Origin of the sequence: Pseudomonas sp. KD5 (genome assembly GCF_012932895.1) — a bacterium.
GTDB lineage: Bacteria > Pseudomonadota > Gammaproteobacteria > Pseudomonadales > Pseudomonadaceae > Aquipseudomonas.
Genome location: NZ_JDWJ01000014.1, coordinates 73,213 through 90,001, shown reverse-complemented (window position 1 = coordinate 90,001; position 16,789 = coordinate 73,213). Strand labels below are relative to the sequence as shown.

The following is a 16,789-nucleotide window of genomic DNA, read 5'->3' as shown; positions in this document are numbered from 1 at the left end:
CTAACTGCGAGAGCTACTTGATGAAAAGGTTTTTCAACTTTACCGCCCTGGCCCTGGTGGCCAGTCTCGGTCTGAGTTCGATCGCCCAGGCTGAAGAAATCCGTGTAATGACCTCCGGTGGTTTCACGGCGGCCTACAAAATCCTCGGTCCGAAATTCGCCGAGTCTAGCGGCAACACCCTGGACACCGCCCTCGGTCCATCCATGGGAAAAGCCCCGGAAGCGATTCCCAATCGTCTGGCCCGCGGTGAGAAAGCCGACGTGGTCATCATGGTCGGCTATGCCCTCGACGACCTGATCAAGCAAGGCAAAGTCGATCCCGCTTCACGGGTCGAACTGGCGGATTCGCGGATCGGCATGGTGGTGCGTGAAGGTGCGCCGAAGCCGGACATCAGCTCGGTGGAAGGCCTGAAAAAAACCTTGCTCGATGCCAAGTCAGTCGCCTACTCCGACAGTGCCAGCGGCGTGTATATCGAGGATCAACTGTTCAAACGTCTGGGCATCGAAAACCAGCTCAAACCCAAATCGAAGATGATCCCGAAAATCCCGGTGGGCTCGGTGGTTGCCACCGGCGATTATCAACTGGGCTTCCAGCAGGTCAGCGAATTGCTACCGGTGCCTGGGGTGAGTTTCGTGGCGAAAATTCCGGAATCGGTGCAATCGGTCACCCGTTTCGCCGCCGGTATTCCAGTCGATGCGCAACACCCGGCCGAGGCCAAGGCGCTGCTTGCGTACCTGGCCTCCAGCGCAGCCCAGCCGGACGTAAAAGCGACGGGGCTGGACTCAGTCAGCCACTGACCGAAGGTTGCTGGACTTTCATTTCCACTACAAGACGCTCCAACGCCAATGCCGCCGGGGTTAACGTACGACCCCGGCGCTTGATCAACCCAACATTGCGCATCACCTGCGGATCGGTCAACGGTACCCGCGTCAGAATCGGGTGGTCCGCCGCCGGCATCGCCATCAACGGCACGGCAGCCACGCCCAACCCGGCCTCCACCAGACCGATCATGGTCGTCACATGACGGGTTTCGCAGATGCTCGGCCGCTGCGGCACCACGCCAGCCAGCGCTTGATCCAGCAAAAAGCGATTGCCCGAAGTCTTGTCCAGCGAGATGTAATCCTGCTGATAAAACTCATCCCATGTCACGCTGCTGCGTCCTGCAAGGGGGTGATCTCGTCTGCACGCCACCACATAACCTTCCTGCACCAGCGGCTCGAATTCGACTTCGGCCTCCAGGGTGCCCATGAAGCTCAAGCCGAAGTCCGCTTCACCGTTGACCACGGCACTCAATACCTCGTGAGCACTGGAGTCGAGCACCTTGACCTTGATCCGCGGAAATTGCCGATGGTAGTGGGCGATCACCCGCGGCATGAAGTAGTACGCCGCCGACGGCACACAGGCGACGGTGACATGCCCGAGCCGGGTCGAGGCGACTTCGCTGATGCCCAGTAGCGCCACGTCCAGGTCATCCAGCAGGCGTTCGACGCTGGGCATGAAACCACGCCCGGCCTGAGTCAGGCTGACCCGGCGAGTCGTGCGTTCGAACAATTTCACGCCCAGAGCGTCTTCGAGCTTTTCGATCCGCCGGCTGAGGGCTGGTTGGGAGATGCGTACGGTGTCCGCAGCCTTGCGAAAGCTGCCCTGCTCAACCACGGCGCGAAAGGCTTGCAGATCGTTAAGGTCGAAGTTGATGGTCATGGTGCGCACTCGGGAACGAACAGATTGATCAGCTTATCCTATGAATGTCACTAATTGATGCTAAATGTAACGACATCTTGGCTGCCTGCAAAATTGCCATCGCGAGGCCCAAACATTTTCGTTCATGGCTGACGCATCCGGCTCCAGCCTTTATCCTTATCGCCCCCGCCGTATCGAGTTTTTGGAGTTTCACATGCCCCATGAAGGCAACCTGTTACAAGCCGCTGTCGTCTTTTTGTTCGCGGCGGTGCTCGCCGTTCCCTTGGCCAAGCGCCTGCAATTGGGGGCGGTGCTCGGCTATCTGTTTGCCGGGGTGATCATCGGGCCGTCGGTGCTGGGTTTGATCGGTAATCCACAAAGCGTCAGCCACATCTCCGAACTCGGGGTGGTGTTGTTGCTGTTCATCATCGGCCTTGAGCTGTCGCCGCGACGTTTGTGGGTGATGCGCAAATCGGTGTTCGGCGTGGGCCTTGCGCAGGTGCTGTTGACCGGTTCGGTGATTGGTGTGCTGGCGTTGTTCGTGTTCGGCCAGTCCCTGAACAGTGCCATCGTGTTGGGCCTCGGCCTGGCGTTGTCGTCCACCGCGTTTGGCTTGCAAAGCCTGGCCGAGCGCAAGGAGCTGACCAGCCCCCATGGGCGGTTGGCGTTCGCGATTTTGCTGTTCCAGGACATCGCCGCGATCCCTTTGATCGCGATGGTGCCGTTGCTGGCCGGCGGTGATCACACCAGCAGCGCGGCCGAAGATTTGAACCATGGCTTGCGGGTGCTGGGCAGCATCGCGGTGGTGGTGATCGGCGGGCGTTATCTGTTGCGCCCGGTGTTTCGCGTGGTGGCCAAGACTGGTCTGCCGGAGGTGTCCACCGCCACCGCATTGCTGGTAGTGATCGGCACGGCGTGGCTGATGGATCTGGTGGGCGTGTCCATGGCACTCGGCGCGTTCCTCGCCGGTTTGCTGCTGGCGGACTCCGAATACCGTCACGAACTGGAAGCGCAGATCGAACCGTTCAAGGGCCTGCTGCTGGGGCTGTTTTTCATCAGCGTCGGCATGGGTGCCAACTTGAGTCTGCTGCTCAGTGCGCCGGTCGTGGTGCTGGGGCTGACCCTGCTGCTGATCGCCATCAAGCTGCCGCTGCTGTTTGTGGTCGGTCGACTGGCCGGAGGGTTGGGCAAGGTTAATGCGATTCGTCTGGGGATCGTGCTGGCGGCCGGTGGTGAGTTTGCCTTCGTGGTGTTCAAGATCGGTCGGGATCAGGGCTTGTTCGAACCGCGCCTGTACGACTTGCTGGTGCTGACCATCACCCTGTCGATGGCGCTGACGCCGCTGTTGCTGCTCGCCTGCGCACGCCTGGTCAAACCCAAGGTGCAACCGGTGGAGGTGCCGCAGAAGTTCCGCGAAATCGACGCCGACACGCCCCGCGTGGTCATCGCGGGCATGGGCCGCATGGGTCAGATCGTGGCGCGGATTCTGCGGGCGCAGAACATCAAGTTCATCGCCCTCGACACCTCGGTGGAAACCATCGAACTGTCCCGCAGCTTCGGTGGCGTTCCGGTGTTCTACGGCGACCCGATGCGCCCGGAAATCCTCAGCGCGGCCAAGGTCGAGCAAGCGGAGTTCTTTGTGATCGCCACCGATGATCCGGACACCAACATCAAGACGGCCGAGGTGGTGCACAAGCTGTATCCGCACATCAAAATCATCGCCCGCGCCCGTAACCGTCAGCATGTGCACCGCTTGGTGGATGTCGGGGCGCAGGCGGTGCGGGAGACCTATTACTCCAGCCTGGAAATGACCCGGCGCACCCTGGTTGGCCTCGGGCTGACCCAAGCCCAGGCGGATGCGCGGATCAAGCGCTTTACCCATCACGATGAGCAGGTGCTGGAAGCTCAGCACGCGGTGTATGACGATGCCGCCAAGGTAATGCAAACGGCGCAGGAAGCGCGGGCGGAACTGGCGAAGTTGTTTGAGTCAGATCAGCTGGAGGAGCAAGCGGGTAAGGTTTGAGGTGACAGTGATGGCTTCATCGCGAGCAAGCTCGCGATGAATGATGACGCAGCGTTCGAGGCAACCCTGACGTCCAGGGAAGCTTATCGCTGACGCTCGTTGACACCCGCACTAAATCCCTTGGGCAACATGCGCGTGAGCGTGTTGTCGCGAACCCAGTAGTGATGGACCAACCCCGCCGCCGCATGCAAACCGATCAGCCAGTAACCGGCACTGCCGAGCCACTCATGCCAATGCTTGAATTGCTTGGCCAGCACGGGATCAACCGCCACGGGCGCCGGCAGGAAAAACTCGAAATACGGCATCGGCTTGCCACCGGCGGCCAGCATCAACCAGGCCAATAGCGGCGTTGCAATCATCAGCACATACAGCGCCAGGTGCATGAGGTGCGAGACGCCGGTCTGCCAGGTTGACAGGGCCGGGGTAATCGGTGGCCGGGGCGTGAGACGCCCGAGCAGGCGGACCCAGACCAACGCAAAAATGCTCAATCCGAATAAGCCGTGAAGCCCCAGGAAAAGGCCCCTCGAATCACTTCCACGGGGCAGTAGCCCTTTGATCTCGATGCAGCCATAAACGCCGACGAACAGCGCCAACATCAGCCAGTGCAAGGTGATCGAGAGTTTTCCATACCGGTGTACTGCTGAATCTGGGGTCATACAGAACCTCGTGTAGATCGGTGGCGGCTGCCGACTCATTTCGTGCAGCCTGGATCCGGTTTCGTCGAACCGACCGGCGCCACCCTGCCTGTCCAGTCTTAAGACAATCTGAAGATAACCTTCAGACTTCGTTAAGAATCGCCTTTGATACTCCCCCCAAACTGACTCGGGGAGGCGTTCTTGCCCATGCACGATTTTGACTGGAACATCCCTCTGCCCCTGCACTTCGGTCAAGCCGAAACCTCGCAGATGAGTCTGGTCAGGGCCTTGCCGGACGATGCCCAGCGACCCGTCTTCGAAGCTTTTATCCAGCAGCGTTTTCGCAAGGCCCATGGCGCCGATATCCGCCATTTCATGCCACAACTGTTCGGCCTGAGCGATGAGTCCGACACGCTGTGTGCGGTGGCCGGCTTACGACTGGCCAGTGCCGAACCCTTGTTTCTGGAGCGTTACCTGGACGAGGCGATCGATCCGCTGATCAGCGCCGCTGCCGGCCAACCGGTGGACCGGGCCGGGATTGTCGAGGTCGGTAACCTCGCCGCCAGCGATACCGGCAGCGCGCGGCTGAGCATCGTCGCCATCACCTATCTGTTGGCCATGGGCGGGCTGGAATGGGTGGCGTTCACCGGCAACATCGGGCTGGTAAACAGTTTTCATCGCCTGGGTTTGAAGCCAGTGACGCTGTGCGCCGCCGATCCCGAGCGGTTGGGCGACGACCGTCACCACTGGGGCAGTTATTACGAGAGCCAGCCATGGGTGCATGTCGGCAACATCCGCGCCGGTTTCATTCATCTGCGCAACATCGGCCTGTTCAATCGCCTGGGGCTGCCAACCTCCCTTGAGGAGTCCAGCCATGTCGCCTGAAATGGAGCGTTTCAAACAAACCCTGCGCCATCACGCCGAACATAAAAGCAGCGCGATTGCCTTGTGGGGCGATCAGTTGAAATTGGACTACGCCACGCTGTATGCCGAGGTCATGGATCGCCAACAGCGACTGCGCGATGAGCACGTCAAAGTGGTCGCGCTGGCTCTGGACAACGGCACCGAGGCGATGCTCTGGGACCTGGCCATCCTGTTCGAAGGCCTGACCTGCCTGACATTGCCGCCCTTCTTCAGCCCGGCACAACGCATCCATTGCCTGGAACAGAGCCAGGCCGAACGGGTGATTGCCGAACCGGAACTGGAAGCCGAGCTTCAAGGAGCAGGCTATGAGCACAGTGGTGAATTCTGGCGTCGTCCCTTCAGCGGCCCGAACCTCATACCCGAAGGCACCGCCAAACTCACCTTCACCTCCGGCACCACCGGCACGCCCAAAGGCGTGTGCCTGAGCGCCGAAAGCCTTTTGCGGGTGGCCCGTGAGCTGGATCAGGCGAGCAAGCCCACCCACCCGCGACATCACCTGGCACTGCTGCCCCTGGCGATCCTGCTGGAAAACCTCGGCTGTTATGCCGCGCTGTATGCCGGCGCGACCCTCAGCGTGCCGAGCCAGAAAACCCTGGGCATTCAGGGCGCCAGCGGTGTCGATGTGCCGCGCTTGTTGGGGTGTCTGGCCTCCCGCGCGCCCGAGAGTTTGATCCTGGTGCCACAGTTGTTACTGATGCTGGTCAGCGCCGCCGAGCAAAAAGCGTTCAACCCCCAATCGTTGCGTTTTGCCGCCGTGGGCGGTGCGCGGGTTTCCGAAGAGCTGCTGCACCGTGCCCAACGCATCGGCATGCCGGTGTACGAGGGTTACGGGTTGTCGGAATGCGCGTCGGTGGTGTGCCTCAATCGCCCGGGAGCACACCGCCCCGGCAGCGTCGGCCGGCCCCTGCCCCATGTCGAAATTCGCCTGGCCGACGACGGCGAAGTGCTGGTCAAGGGCTCGACCCTGCTTGGTTATCTGGGGCAAGCGCCCCACCACGATGAATGGTGGCCGACCGGTGATCTCGGCGAATTCGACCCGGAAGGTTTTCTCTACCTCAACGGGCGCAAGAAACATCAGTTCATCACCAGTTTCGGCCGCAACGTCAACCCGGAATGGGTCGAGGCCGAACTCACCCAGCGTCGCCATATCGCTCAGGCGTTCGTCTACGGCGAAGCGATGCCGAGCAACCACGCCCTGCTCTGGCCCCATCGACCGGACTGCACCGATGAAGAGCTGGCCACCGCCGTAGCCGAGGCCAATGAGGCCTTGCCCGATTACGCCCAGGTTCATCACTGGACCCGTCTCGATCAACCCTTCACCCCCGCCAACGGCTTGCTGACCGCCAATGGCCGACCGCGCCGCGACGCCATCGTCGAGCGTTACCGGGCGCAGCTCACTGAATCCGTTTTCCCCGAGGTATCTGCACCATGAGTTTTTTCGACACCCTGCAAGAAGCCACTCATCAGGAACGCCACGAGCTGTTCAATCTGCCGATCATCCGCGATGCCCTTCAGGGCAACGTGAGCCTGGACAGCTACCGCGCCTTCCTCACCCAGGCCTACTACCATGTGCGCCATACCGTGCCGTTGATGATGGCGTGCGGCGCACGTCTGCCGCAGCGTCTGGAATGGTTGCGCAAAGCGGTGTGCGAGTACATCGAAGACGAATACGGTCACGAACAGTGGGTGCTCGACGATATCGCGGCCTGTGGCGGTGACAAAGACGCCGTGCGTGATGGTCGTCCATCGCTGCCGATCGAGTTGATGGTCAGCTTTCTTTACGACCTGATTGCCCGGGACAACCCGGTGGGCCTGTTCGGCATGGTCAACGTGCTGGAAGGCACCAGCATCGCCCTGGCCACCCACGCGGCCGCCAGCATCCGCGAACGCCTGGCGCTGCCAGAAAGCGCCTTCAGCTATCTGAGTTCCCACGGCTCACTGGATATCGAACACATGCAGACCTACCGCCGCTTGATGAACCTGCTCGAAGACCCGGCCGATCAAGCCGCGGTGATTCATGCCTCGAAGGTCGTGTACACGCTCTACACCGACATGTTCCGCGGCCTGCCGCGTGATGGGGAGAATCTGCATGCGCCCGTCTGAGACGCGCGTGGTATTGACCGGCGCCAGCGGCGGCATCGGCCTGGCCATCGCCGGCACCCTGTGTGCCAGTGGTGCACACGTATTGGCCGTAGCCCGACATCGAGAGTCGCTGGAGCCCTTGCTCGAGCGCTACCCGGAGCAGTTGCGCTGGGTCGGGGCGGACCTGACCCTGCCCGATGACCGGCGCAAAGTGCTGGCGGCGGCCGAGGCCATCGGCGGCATCAACCTGCTGATCAATGCCGCGGGCGTCAATCACTTCGCCATGCTCGAACAGCTCGATGACAGCGAGATCAACGCCATGCTCGCAGTGAACGTCAGCGCGCCAATCTGCCTGACCAGGCTATTGCTGCCGCTGCTCAAGCAGGTCGAGAGTGCCATGGTGGTGAACGTCGGTTCGACCTATGGTTCCATCGGCTACCCCGGCTACGCCAGCTATTGCGCCACCAAGTTCGCCCTGCGCGGTTTCTCCGAAGCCCTGCGCCGGGAACTGGCCGATACCCGGATCAACGTGCTCTATGTCGCTCCCCGGGCAACCCATACCAGCATGAACAGCGCGGCGGCCCAAGCGCTGAACGATGCGCTCAAAGCCAATGTCGACGACCCGCAAACCGTCGCTTCGGCGGTCATCCACGCCATTGCCGGCGACCGTCGCGACTTGTACCTGGGCTGGCCTGAACGCTTTTTCGTGCGCCTGAACAGTCTGTTGCCGCATCTGGTGGACCGTGGCTTGCGCAAGCAATTGCCGCTGATCCGTCGCCTGAGTCAGAAGCCCGATAAGGAGAGCCTCAAACCATGAAGAAAATCCTCACCTGCTTGTTGCTCGCCGTGCTGAGCCAAAGCGTCTGGGCGCTGGAAGCCGCCGATCAGCAGCGCCTCAACGCCATTCAACAAAGCTGGGCGCACATCCAGTACGAATTGCCCGCCGAACAGCGCAGCGCCGCCTTCGAAAAACTTGCAGCCCAGGCTTCCGCGTTTACCCGGGAACGCCAGTCCCTGGCTGAAGCGTGGATCTGGTCCGGTATCGTCACCAGCAGTTGGGCCGGCGCCCAGGGTGGCCTCGGTGCCCTGAGCAAGGCCAAGGCAGCCAAAGTCGATCTGGAAAAAGCCTTGGCCATCGATCCCAAGGCCCTGCAAGGCTCGGCCTATACCAGCCTCGCGGCACTGTATGATCGGGTGCCCGGCTGGCCTATCGGTTTCGGCGATGCCGACAAGGCCGAACAGCTGTTGAAGCAGGCCCTGGAACTGAACCCGACCGGCATCGACAGTCTGTACTTCTGGGGTGATCACCTTTACCGTCAAAAGCGCTATGGTGAAGCTCGGGATGCGCTGCAAAAAGCCCTGCATGCCGCGCCCCGTCCTGGCCGGGAAAGCGCCGACGCCGGGCGTCGCAAAGAGATCGAAGCATTACTGGGTGACGTGAACAAGAAACTCGACTGACAGGAGTCCCGTGTGCGCTTATTACTGATCGAGGATGACGTAGCCCTTGGCGAGGGCATTCATCAGGCCCTGGGCCGTGAGGGGTACACCGTCGACTGGCTGCAGGACGGCAGCAACGCTTTGCATTCACTGCTCAGCGAAACCTTCGATGTGGCCGTGCTCGACCTCGGCCTGCCGCGCATGGACGGTCTGGAAGTGCTACGCCGCTTGCGTGACAGCGGTTCGAACCTGCCGGTGCTGATCCTCACCTCTCGGGATGCCACTGAAGACCGCATCGCCGGGCTGGATGCCGGCGCCGACGATTACCTGGTTAAACCCTTCGATCTGGCCGAACTCAAGGCTCGCCTGCGAGCTTTGTTGCGCCGCAGTGCCGGTCGCGCGCAAGTGCTGATCGAACACGCTGGCATCTGCCTGAACCCCGGCACCCAGCAAGTCAGCTATCAGGGCGAACCGGTGGCGCTGACGCCCAAGGAATATCAACTGCTCCATGAATTGCTCTCGCCTCCGGGCCGGGTCATGACCCGCGATCACCTGATGCAACTGCTTTACGGCTGGAACGAAGAAGCCGAAAGCAACACCCTGGAAGTGCACATCCATCACTTGCGCAAGAAGTTCTCCACCGACCTGATCCGCACCATTCGTGGGGTGGGTTATCTGGTGGAGGAGCGTCGATGACTTCGATCCGGCGTCGCACCCTGACGCTGATCATCGGCCTGATGCTGACGGGGTTGGCAATCCTCAGCGTGTTCAACCTGCACGACAGCAATCACGAAATCGCCGAAGTCTACGACGCCCAACTGGCGCAGAATGCCCGGCTGCTGCAGGGTGTGATGCGCATGCCGCTGGCCAGCCATGAACACGCCGAACTGTATCAAGCGTTCAACAAGGCCTTGAGTGAAGCGGTGCCGGGCGTCGATGGTCACCCCTATGAAGGCAAAATTGCCTTTCAGGTGTGGAATAGCAAAGGCGAAGTGCTGGTGCACACCGCCAGCGCCCCCTCCTTCACCGTGCCGCCGACGACACATGGTTTCAGCGATGTGGTGGATTTGAGCAGCCGTCATTGGCGGGTGTTCGTGCTCGAAGACAAAGAGAATGACCTGCGCATCTGGGTCGGTGAACGGGACGACGTGCGTGCAGACCTGGTCGACCGGATCGTGCGTCACACCCTGTGGCCCAATGTGCTGGGCAGCCTGATGCTGGCGGCCATGGTCTGGCTGGCCATTGGCTGGGGGCTCAAACCCCTGGCCGATATGGCGGCAACGTTGCGGGCACGGCACAGCGGTTCTCTGGAGCCGTTGCAACTGACCCCGTTGCCCAGCGAACTGGAACCGATGCAAGCGGCGCTCAATCGGATGCTCGCGCAAATTCAAGAGGTGCTTGGCCGTGAGCGGCGCTTCATCGCCGACGCCGCCCACGAATTACGTACGCCACTGGCCGTGTTGCGGGTGCATGCGCAAAACCTGCTGGAAGCCGGCACGGAACAGGAGCGTCGTGAGTCCCTGGCGTTTCTGATTGCCGGGGTCGACCGCGCCAGCCGTCTGGTCAATCAATTGCTGACCATGGCCCGTCTCGAACCCAAGGCCGTGACGCCGGTGCTGCACAGCATCGACCTGAGTGAAACCGTGCGCGCCAGCCTGGCCCAGCTCACACCCTGGCTGCTGAGCAGGAACCTGGAATTGGCTTTCGACGCCGAGGACCGGCCTTTCAAAGTCCTCGCCGACGCCGGCACCATCGACATCGCCCTGAACAACCTGGTCAGCAACGCGGCGAATTTTTCGCCGGAGCATGGCGTCATCACCGTGCAACTGAGCCAGGACGACGGGTTCTACAACTTGAGCGTCCAGGACCAGGGACCGGGCATCGACGAAGCGGATCGCGCACGATTGTTCGAACGCTTTTACAGCCGTGGAAACACCGGCGGCGCAGGCTTGGGACTGGCCATCGTCAACACCATCGCGACGCAGCTGGGTGGGCGGATTACCCTGGTCAACCCACCAGAAGGTGGGTTGCGGGCGACGCTGTCGATTCCTGTTGACCAGCACCATTGAACACTCTGTGGCGAGGGAGCTTGCTCCCGCTGGGGCGAGAAGCGACCCCAAAAAAGGGACCGCTGCACAACCCAACGTCAGCTATCCACTCACCACAGCAGAGCGCACCTACTTGGGCAGATCAATTTTATCCAACACCCGGTTCGCAGTGATCTCCGCCACCATGATGCTGTTTGAAATGCCCAGCAGGGCGTAGCGCGACTCACCCTCCAGATGATCCACCAACTGATGGACCATCACATCGACCGAGGCCAGTGTCTCGACCAAAAAAATCGCCAGGGTTTCGGTCGTGGCCTCTGGGGCCACAGCAAACAGCCTGCTGGGTTTACGCGCGGTGGCTTTGATGTCGGCATTCGACGGAAAGTGGAAGTTCAGAGCCCGCTCGGCGGCCTCGTTGAGCTTCTTTGAATCGGGTTCGTACGGGGAGACCGGATCGGCGTCCGGCGGATTGGGTGTGACCTTGAACATATTCTGAGTTTCCTATTGGGTGCCACCCCTCTTGCGACTAAACGAGAGGGGAGGCAGCTGCACGCAGGTTAGTCGACCGGGAAACTCAGAAATCCGGCGCGCCCGAAGGCGCCCTACGTACAGCTACCATCAAGTACAGGAATGAAAGACCTGCATGACAGATGCACGCACAACTGAGTTAACGCGGGCGACTAAACCCGATCACTGATGGGCAGTGACGGGAATCAAGTTACCGAGCGGGCCCAAGGCGCACAAGCCGGCGGATTCTGTCTTACGTGTAGGGGGTGGCGCAAGGCGTTGTAGCCTTTGGATGGTAACGGCAAGCTTCATTTAAACGATCGCGATTGTTCTTGTTTAAGCGCAAGAAAGCTCGCCGTTAACAAGCAACGATTAGAACTATTGCGAAGAGATCTAATGAACTGTCAGTTCTAACAGGTCACTTTCAGTTTGGCCGGGGCTAAGCTGCGTCCACTGGAATGAGTTGAGGTGTTCATCATGTCTCGCAATCGTTACCTGTTGCCGCTGGGCGTTCTCTTGTTGGCGACGCTGTCGGTGTTCCGCGATGTCCAAGGCGGCCAGTGGACGCCCTTACAATCCGAAGTGAACTTCCAATGCGACAACGGCGTCACGACGCTGGGCTACAGTGTTTATGTTGTCGGCAACCGTCCAGAGTTAGGGAATTGGGATCCGACCAAGGCCGTAAAGCTTGCCCCTACTGCCTATCCAACATGGACCGGCAAGGTACTTTTCCCAGGCACGGACGATGGCAAAGATGTGGAGTGGAAGTGTGTCGTGCGCAACGAGACCATACCGACCGACGTGCAGAAGTGGCAGAGCAATCCCAACAACATAGTGAAGGTGACTTTCAAAACAGCGAGTGTCGGCACGTTCTGAGGCGTGAGTGAACATATGGGAAAGTGAATCTGTCATTCTTCCGAGATCAAAAAATCGCAGCCTTCGGCAGCTCCACACTTATCCCCGGAGCGAGGCTTGCCCGCGAAGGCATCAGGTCTGGCACACTGCGTTATCGTTCTTCGCGGGCAAGCCTCGCTCCTACAGGGGGAACGGTGCCTCGCAGCAGAGCCTGCTCACGCTCACACAACTCCACCACGTAATCCCACAGCACCCGCAGCCGCACCGACTTGTGCAGCTCGCGCCGCGTACTGATCCAATAGCTGCGCTGGATGCTTTCGTCCGGCAGCAACGGCACCAGTTCAGGATCGGCGCTGGCCATGTAGCACGGCAGCACCGCGATGCCGAGGCCCGAGCGCGCGGCCTGTTGTTGGGCGATGACGCTGGTGCTGTGAAACACCACCTGGGGGTTGCGGCAGAAACTGTTGAGGAACATCAGTTCCTGGCTGAACAACAAGTCGTCGACGTAGCCGATCCACGCATGGCGGCCGAGGTCTTCGCGGCTGCGCAGTGGTGGCGAGCGGTCCAGATAGGCTTGGCTGGCGTAGAGCGCCAGTCGATAGTCGGTGAGTTTGCGGGTGACCAGCATGTCGGCGGCCGGGCGTTCCAAGTGAATGCTGATCTCCGCTTCACGGTTGAGAATGCTGACGAAGCGCGGCACCGCCACCAGTTCCACTTCCAACCCTGGATAGCGTTCGAACAAGCCGTTCATGCGGCTGGCGAGGAACATGATGCCCAGCCCCTCCGTTACCCCGACGCGGATCTTGCCCAGCGGCGCGGTGGATTGGGTGATTTCTTCCTGGGCCAGCAACGCGACGTTTTCCATGGCCTCGGCATGCTTGAGCAGCGCTTCGCCAGCCGGGGTCAATTCGTAGCCCTGGGCATGCTGGACGAACAGCGCGGTGCCGAGGCTTTTTTCGATGGCCTCGATGTGCCGGGCCACGGTGGCGTGGGTGGTGTTCAAGCGGCGGGCGGCGGTCAGCAAGCGGCCGCTGCGCTGCAATTCGAGAAAAAACCGTAGGTCATTCCAGTCGAACATGAACCATCCTTGACGTTATGCCGTTAATGACGCTGTTTAAAAACGCACAGCAGCTGCGCAAAAACTAACATTCTTTTAACGAAAGCTAACAACTAGGATGACCGACAACAAGAACAACAATACGAGGTCAGGGATGCAGACTTCCCTTGATGAATACGACTACATCGTGGTCGGCGCCGGCCCTGCCGGGTGTTTGCTGGCCAATCGACTGTCGGCCACCCCGCAACACCGGGTGTTGCTGCTCGAAGCCGGCGGCCGCGACAACTATCCGTGGATTCATATCCCCGTGGGTTACCTGTTCTGCATCGGCAACCCGCGCACCGACTGGTGTTTCAAGACCGAGTCGCAACCGGGCCTGCAAGGCCGTGCCCTGAGCTACCCGCGCGGCAAGGTGCTCGGCGGCTGTTCCTCGATCAACGGCATGATCTACATGCGCGGCCAGGCTGGCGACTACGATGGCTGGGCGGCCGAGGGCAATCCCGGCTGGGGCTGGCAAGACGTGCTGCCGCTGTTCAAACAGAGCGAAAACCATTTTGCCGGCGATTCGGAGTTTCACGGCGCCGCTGGCGAATGGCGGATCGAGCGGCAACGTCTGTCGTGGCCGATTCTCGATGCCTTCCGCACTGCTGCCGAACAAAGCGGAATTGCCAGCATCGATGACTTCAACCGGGGCGACAACGAAGGTTGCGGCTATTTCCAGGTCAATCAGAAGGCCGGGGTACGCTGGAACGCGGCCAAGGCGTTTCTCAAACCGATCCGCCACCGCGCCAATCTCACGGTGCTGACCGACGTTGAAGTCGACCGCGTGCTGCTGGAAAACGGCCGTGCCTCGGCGGTCAGCGCACGCTGGCAAGGCCAGGCGAAAACCTTCAAGGCACGCAAGGAAATCGTCCTGTGTGCCGGCTCCGTCGGTTCACCCGGCATCCTCCAGCGTTCCGGCATCGGCCCTCGCCCGCTGTTGCAACAACTCGGTATCGGCGTTGCCCATGAACTGCCCGGCGTGGGCGGCAACCTGCAGGATCACCTGCAACTGCGGCTGATCTACAAACTGGAAAACGCCCGCACCCTGAACCAGATCGCCGGCACGCTGTGGGGCAAGATGGGCATGGGCCTGCGTTATCTGTATGACCGCAGCGGCCCGTTGTCGATGGCGCCAAGCCAACTCGGCGCCTTCGCCCGTTCGGGGCCGGAACAGACCTCGGCGAACCTCGAATACCATGTGCAACCCCTGTCGCTGGAGCGTTTTGGCGAACCGCTGCACGCCTTCCCCGCCTTCACCGCGTCGGTCTGCGATCTGCGCCCGCAAAGCCGTGGGCGCATAGACATTCGCTCCGCCGACCCGCGAGAAGCGCCGCTGATTCAACCCAATTACCTGAGCCATCCCGAAGACTTGCGCGTGGCGGCCGACGCGATCCGCCTGACCCGCCGCATCGTTCGCGCCCCCGCCCTGCAAGCGTTCAAACCGGTGGAATACCTGCCCGGCGACAGCTTGCAGAGCGAAGAGCAATTGCACGAAGCCGCCGCCCGGATCGGCACCACCATTTTCCACCCGGTGGGCACCTGCCGGATGGGCAACGACGCGGAAGCAGTAGTCGACGCTGAGCTGCGCGTGCATGGAATCCCCGGCCTGCGCATCGCCGACGCCTCGATCATGCCGCGCATCACCTCGGGCAACACCTGCTCGCCGACATTGATGATCGCCGAGAAAGCCGCGCAACTGATCCTCGAAACAACCGCAAGGAGTTTTGCCCCTGACGAAAAAGCACTGACCGCAGTCTCTTGAGCAAAGGAATAGCGGCACCCGCCCACAAGGCTGGCGTCGACAGTGGAACAACAAAAACAATCACTGTGAGGGATACCGATATGTCAGAACATGTTCAACCCCTGGAAGCCGTCCGCAGCGCGGGCACCAGTCAGGAAACCCAGAAAGTCATCTTCGCCTCGTCCCTGGGGACGGTGTTCGAGTGGTACGACTTTTTCCTCTACGGCGCCCTCGCGGCGGTCATCAGCAAACAGTTCTTCGCCGGGGTCAACGACACCACGGCGTTCATCTTCGCGCTGATGGCCTTCGCCGCCGGCTTTATCGTGCGGCCGTTCGGTGCGTTGGTGTTCGGACGCCTGGGGGACATGATCGGGCGTAAATACACGTTCCTCGCGACCATCGTCCTCATGGGCCTTGCAACCTTTTGCGTCGGTTTGCTGCCGACCTACGCGAGCATCGGCATCGCTGCGCCGATCATCCTCGTGGTGCTGCGCATGCTTCAAGGTCTGGCGCTGGGTGGTGAGTACGGCGGCGCTGCCACTTACGTCGCCGAACACGCACCGATCGGCAAACGCGGCTTCCACACCAGCTGGATTCAATCCACCGCCACCCTTGGCTTGCTGCTGTCGCTGCTGGTGGTGCTCGGTTGCCGTTATTTCACCGGCGACCAGTTTGAAGTCTGGGGCTGGCGCATCCCGTTTCTGTTTTCGATCGTGCTGTTGGGCATTTCCACCTGGATTCGCCTGAGCCTGCACGAGTCGCCTGCGTTCGTGAAAATGAAAGAGGAAGGCAAACTCTGCAAGTCGCCGCTGCGCGACTCCTTCGGCAAATGGGAAAACCTTAAAGTGGTGCTGATCGCCCTGTTCAGCATCAACGCCGGGCAAGCGGTGACCTTCTATGCCGCGCAGTTCTACGTGCTGTTCTTTCTCACACAGTTCCTGAAAATGGACCCGGCCCTGGCCAACAGTCTGCTGATTGTCAGCGTGATCATTGGCGCGCCGTTCTTCATCTTTTTTGGCTGGCTGTCGGACAAGGTCGGACGCAAACCGGTGCTGATGATCGGCCTGCTGCTGGCGACTGCACTGTACTTTCCGATCTTCAAGTCCATCGCCCACTACGCCAACCCGGCCATCGACCAGGCCAGCCGTCAGGCACCGATCACCGTACTGGCCGACCCTGCCACCTGCACCTTCCAGTTCGACCCGGTGGGCAAGGCGAAATTTGATAGCCCGTGCGACAAGGTCAAAACCTTCCTGGTCAAACAGGGCCTGCCCTACAGCAGCGAAGCGGCCCCGACCGGCAGCGGTGTGCAGGTGAGCGTCGGTGACGTGAAGCTCGACGGCTTTGACGAAGCGGCCCTGCGTGGCGCAGTGACCCTGGCCGGGTATCCGTCAAAAGCCGACATCCAGCTGATCAATAAACCGATGATCGTGGTGTTGATCGTCGCGCTGATCATCATCTCCGCCATGTGCTACGGCCCGCTGGCGGCGCTGATGGTCGAACTGTTCCCGACCCGCATTCGCTACACCTCGATGTCCCTGCCCTATCACATCGGCAACGGCTGGTTTGGTGGTTTCCTGCCAACGGTGTCGTTTGCCCTGGTGGTGTACACCGGGGATATTTTCTACGGGCTGTGGTACCCGGTGGTGATTACCGGGGTGAGCCTGGTGGTGGGGATGATGTGTTTGCGGGAGACGAAGAACGTGGACCTTGATAAAAACTGAGCGCTAACGGGAGGTTAGTTTGTGGCGAGGGTGC

The 16,789-nt window shown here is 60.9% G+C and carries 16 protein-coding genes; 12 read left to right on the top strand and 4 right to left on the bottom strand.

Going from position 1 to position 16,789, the window contains the following annotated elements:
• Positions 1–20 precede the first annotated feature (20 nt).
• A complete protein-coding gene (locus tag AF70_RS26090; protein ID WP_028940236.1) occupies positions 21–797 on the top strand; it encodes a substrate-binding domain-containing protein in 777 nt (258 codons plus the stop codon).
• On the opposite strand, the gene AF70_RS26085 is transcribed toward AF70_RS26090, so the two are convergent.
• On the bottom strand, positions 787–1,701 hold the full coding sequence (locus tag AF70_RS26085; RefSeq protein WP_018929738.1) for a LysR family transcriptional regulator: 915 nt from the start codon (positions 1,699–1,701) through the stop codon (positions 787–789). The genes AF70_RS26090 and AF70_RS26085 overlap by 11 nt on opposite strands.
• A gap of 193 nt (positions 1,702–1,894) precedes the next feature.
• Here AF70_RS26085 and AF70_RS26080 point away from each other — a divergent pair, with 193 nt between their 5' ends.
• Entirely contained in the window at positions 1,895–3,703 is a 1,809-nt protein-coding gene (locus AF70_RS26080) for a monovalent cation:proton antiporter-2 (CPA2) family protein (RefSeq protein ID WP_018929739.1), read from the top strand.
• Positions 3,704–3,786: 83 nt separating this feature from the next.
• Here AF70_RS26080 and AF70_RS26075 read toward each other — a convergent pair whose 3' ends face one another.
• Complete coding sequence (locus tag AF70_RS26075; protein WP_019579431.1) at positions 3,787–4,359, bottom strand: cytochrome b; 573 nt, start codon at positions 4,357–4,359, stop codon at positions 3,787–3,789.
• Between the two features lie 186 nt (positions 4,360–4,545).
• Here AF70_RS26075 and AF70_RS26070 point away from each other — a divergent pair, with 186 nt between their 5' ends.
• From AF70_RS26070 to AF70_RS26040, 7 genes are read left to right on the top strand one after another with little or no spacing between them, the layout of a single operon-like run.
• Positions 4,546–5,223: a thermostable hemolysin gene (locus AF70_RS26070; protein ID WP_018929741.1), complete on the top strand. Its 678-nt coding sequence runs from the start codon at positions 4,546–4,548 to the stop codon at positions 5,221–5,223.
• The gene (locus tag AF70_RS26065; RefSeq protein ID WP_019579432.1) at positions 5,213–6,694 is read left to right on the top strand and encodes an AMP-binding protein; all 1,482 of its coding nucleotides are present in this window, start codon (positions 5,213–5,215) and stop codon (positions 6,692–6,694) included. The genes AF70_RS26070 and AF70_RS26065 overlap by 11 nt, the downstream gene beginning before the upstream one ends.
• On the top strand, positions 6,691–7,365 hold the full coding sequence (locus AF70_RS26060) for a TenA family transcriptional regulator (protein WP_028940235.1): 675 nt from the start codon (positions 6,691–6,693) through the stop codon (positions 7,363–7,365). Before AF70_RS26065 ends, AF70_RS26060 begins: the two co-directional genes overlap by 4 nt.
• The gene (locus AF70_RS26055) at positions 7,352–8,161 is read left to right on the top strand and encodes an SDR family oxidoreductase (RefSeq protein WP_028940234.1); all 810 of its coding nucleotides are present in this window, start codon (positions 7,352–7,354) and stop codon (positions 8,159–8,161) included. The genes AF70_RS26060 and AF70_RS26055 overlap by 14 nt, the downstream gene beginning before the upstream one ends.
• The gene (locus tag AF70_RS26050; RefSeq protein WP_019579435.1) at positions 8,158–8,802 is read left to right on the top strand and encodes a tetratricopeptide repeat protein; all 645 of its coding nucleotides are present in this window, start codon (positions 8,158–8,160) and stop codon (positions 8,800–8,802) included. Before AF70_RS26055 ends, AF70_RS26050 begins: the two co-directional genes overlap by 4 nt.
• A gap of 12 nt (positions 8,803–8,814) precedes the next feature.
• Positions 8,815–9,477, top strand: a complete 663-nt coding sequence (locus tag AF70_RS26045) for a response regulator (protein ID WP_018929746.1) — start codon at positions 8,815–8,817, stop codon at positions 9,475–9,477.
• Positions 9,474–10,850 (top strand): ATP-binding protein, encoded by a 1,377-nt coding sequence (locus AF70_RS26040; protein ID WP_028940233.1) that lies wholly within the window; start codon positions 9,474–9,476, stop codon positions 10,848–10,850. Before AF70_RS26045 ends, AF70_RS26040 begins: the two co-directional genes overlap by 4 nt.
• 108 nt (positions 10,851–10,958) lie before the next feature.
• Here AF70_RS26040 and AF70_RS26035 read toward each other — a convergent pair whose 3' ends face one another.
• The gene (locus AF70_RS26035) at positions 10,959–11,318 is read right to left on the bottom strand and encodes a DUF6124 family protein (protein ID WP_019579437.1); all 360 of its coding nucleotides are present in this window, start codon (positions 11,316–11,318) and stop codon (positions 10,959–10,961) included.
• Between the two features lie 495 nt (positions 11,319–11,813).
• Here AF70_RS26035 and AF70_RS26030 point away from each other — a divergent pair, with 495 nt between their 5' ends.
• Positions 11,814–12,212, top strand: coding sequence for a carbohydrate-binding module family 20 domain-containing protein (locus tag AF70_RS26030; RefSeq protein WP_218585023.1), 399 nt, complete (start codon positions 11,814–11,816; stop codon positions 12,210–12,212).
• 130 nt (positions 12,213–12,342) lie between these two features.
• On the opposite strand, the gene AF70_RS26025 is transcribed toward AF70_RS26030, so the two are convergent.
• Complete coding sequence (locus tag AF70_RS26025) at positions 12,343–13,269, bottom strand: LysR family transcriptional regulator (RefSeq protein ID WP_028940232.1); 927 nt, start codon at positions 13,267–13,269, stop codon at positions 12,343–12,345.
• 133 nt (positions 13,270–13,402) lie between these two features.
• On the opposite strand from AF70_RS26025, the gene AF70_RS26020 reads away from it, so the two are divergent.
• Positions 13,403–15,052: a GMC family oxidoreductase gene (locus AF70_RS26020; RefSeq protein WP_028940231.1), complete on the top strand. Its 1,650-nt coding sequence runs from the start codon at positions 13,403–13,405 to the stop codon at positions 15,050–15,052.
• 80 nt (positions 15,053–15,132) lie between these two features.
• Positions 15,133–16,755: an MFS transporter gene (locus AF70_RS26015; RefSeq protein WP_018929750.1), complete on the top strand. Its 1,623-nt coding sequence runs from the start codon at positions 15,133–15,135 to the stop codon at positions 16,753–16,755.
• The last annotated feature ends 34 nt before the right edge of the window (positions 16,756–16,789 follow it).